Origin of the sequence: Micromonospora sp. M51 (assembly GCF_018070305.1) — a bacterium.
Classification (GTDB): Bacteria; Actinomycetota; Actinomycetes; order Mycobacteriales; family Micromonosporaceae; genus Micromonospora; species Micromonospora parva.
This window is the reverse complement of record NZ_JAGPXZ010000872.1, coordinates 1-2,348: the sequence shown is the minus strand read 5'-3', so window position 1 is coordinate 2,348 and position 2,348 is coordinate 1. Positions and strand designations below refer to the sequence as shown.

The following is a 2,348-nucleotide window of genomic DNA, read 5'->3' as shown; positions in this document are numbered from 1 at the left end:
GGGTTAGCTTGGCGAGGGCGTCCAGTTGGGTGGTGTCGGAGAGGGCGGAGCCGACGGCCACCACGCGGACGCCCGCGTGCAGGAACGGGCCGGCGTTGCCCGCGTCGAGGCCACCGGTGGCGACGAAACGCAACTGCGGCAACGGACCGGCCATGGCCTTGAACCAGGCCGGCCCGAGGGAGATCGCGGGGAACGCCTTGAGCCAGGTGAGGCCGTGCCGCAGTGCCTGCTGGGCCTCGGTGGGGGTGGCCACACCGGGCAGGTGCGGCAGGCCACGCGCGGCGGCGGCGTCGGCGACCGTGAGGTCCAGGCCGGGCGCGACGGTGAACCGGGCGCCCGCGTCGGCCGCCGCGGCGACCTGGTCGACGTCGAGCACGGTGCCGGCACCGACGATCCGGTCGCGTTCGGCCCCCGCCGCGACGGCGGCCCGCAGCGCCGGCACCGCGTCGGCGGTGGCCACCGGAACCTCCACCACGTCGATGCCGAGGTCCCAGGCCCGCTCGGCGAGCCGAACGGTCTCGGCGACCGGAAGGCCGCGCAGGATCGCCATCACCCGGGCGCCGCCGAAGATGTGGTCGAAGTCCGGTGTGGTCATGGAACACTCCATCCGAGGTCGCGGTGACAGTGTTGCTGCTGGCCGGGGCGCCACCCGGCGGCCCGACTCAGGTCGTCGCCCCCAGGTCGGTCAGGTCGAGCGGCGACCAGGCGTCGGCCGCGGCGTCGATCAGCTTCTCGAACCAGGCCCACGGCGGGACCGGGGCGTTGTCGGCGCTGCTGGTCAACGCCTGCGCCGCCATCAGGTGGCCGAGGCGCAACCGCCGCACGGGGTCGAGGCCGCGCAGCAGCCCGGCCAGGTAGCCGGCGGCGAAGGCGTCGCCGGCACCGACCGGCTCCACCACCGTCACCCGGGGAGCGGGCACGAAGACCGGTTCGGCGTCGCGGACCAGCGCGGTGGCGCCGACCGCGCCGTCCTTGACCACCACCGTCTCCGGAGCGGGCAGCACCTCACGCACGGCCGTCGGGTCGGTGACGCCCCAGAGAGTCTCCGCCTCGTCCTGCCCGACGAAGACGAGGTCGCAGCGGTTGGCGAGGTCACGCAGCACCGGCGCGGCCTGCTCGGCGGACCACAACCGGGCACGGTGGTTGACGTCGAAGCTGACCCGTGCCGCCGGCAACGGCCGGTCGGTCACCGCGTGCTCGACAAGCGCCCGGCAGGACGCGGACAGCGCCGGGGTGATCCCGGACAGGTGCAGCACCCGGGCACCGGCCAGCGCCGGGTCGGCCAGCGTGGCCGGGTCCATCCGGGTGGCCGCCGACCCGGCCCGGTAGTAGTGCACGGCGGTCCCCTGCGGGCCCGGGTCCTTGACGTACAGGCCGGTGGGGGCGGCCGGGTCCACGCACACCTGGTCGACGCGGACACCGGCGGCGGCGACGTGCCGCACGACAGCCCGACCGAAGGGGTCGTCGCCGACCCGGCTCACCCAGGTCGTCAGGTGTCCCAGGCGGGCCAGGTAACCGGCCACGTTGGACTCGGCGCCGCCGACCGAGACGGCGACCCGCTCGGCGTGCTCCAGCGGCTCGCCCGGCGCGGGGCAGAGCACCACCATCGTCTCCCCCACCGCGGCCACCTCCACCGACGGGTAGCCGGCCGGCACACTCGCCTGGTCAGGTCGGGGGTCGGTCGGCATCGGGCACACGTCCTCGCGGCGGGGTGCTGGGCGTCGCCGAGCCTAGGTGTCGCGCGCGGGACGGGCAAGCGGTGTCCCGCGGTCAGGGCAGCGTCAGGCCGTACGTGGCCAGCACCTCCGCGATCGGCTGGTAGTAGGTGGTGCCGCCGGCCGTGCAGTTGCCGGTGCCGCCGGAGAGGATGCCGAGGATGGTGCCGGTGGCGGCCACGTAGAGCGGTCCGCCGCTGTCCCCCGGCTCGGCGCAGATGTTGGTGCGGATCAGGCCGTAGATCACGCCGGTGGCGTAGTTGACGGTCTGGTTGAGACCGGTGACCGTGCCGCAGCGCACCCCGGTGGTGCTGCCGCTGCGGCACACCGCCTGACCGATGTACGCGTTGCCGGGGCCGTTGATGGTCAGCAGGCCGGGGTAGGTGTAGACGGCGCTCGGGTGGGCGATCCGACCGGTGTAGCGGATCAGCCCGTAGTCGTTGGTGGGGTAACTGGTGGCGGTGCGGGTGCCGAGCACGGTGCTCTGGGCGCTGTCGGCGTACCAGGTGGCGGCAGCCGCGGTGCAGTGCCCGGCGGTGATCACGTAGTAGGTGCTGCCGCTGCGTGCGTTCGCGCCGAGCGAGCAGCGCGCGCCGCCGCCGTAGATGCCCTGCCCGCCGGCGATCAGCGGGC

General features: G+C 74.7%; 3 protein-coding genes. All 3 read right to left on the bottom strand.

Features of this window, described 5'->3' with window-relative positions:
• On the bottom strand, positions 1-595 hold a 595-nt coding region (locus KBX53_RS30015), incomplete at its 3' end, for a bifunctional 4-hydroxy-2-oxoglutarate aldolase/2-dehydro-3-deoxy-phosphogluconate aldolase (protein ID WP_210863045.1).
• Between the two features lie 67 nt (positions 596-662).
• Complete coding sequence (locus KBX53_RS30010) at positions 663-1,688, bottom strand: sugar kinase (protein ID WP_210863043.1); 1,026 nt, start codon at positions 1,686-1,688, stop codon at positions 663-665.
• An 82-nt stretch (positions 1,689-1,770) separates the two neighbouring features.
• The coding region (locus KBX53_RS30005; protein ID WP_210863041.1) for a S1 family peptidase at positions 1,771-2,348 on the bottom strand (578 nt) is incomplete at its 5' end.

Bases quoted from the DNA above. Each gene is read 5' to 3' on its own strand.
- KBX53_RS30010 (WP_210863043.1), bottom strand. From the start codon at position 1,688: ATGCCGACCGACCCCCGACCTGACCAGGCGAGTGTGCCGGCCGGCTAC.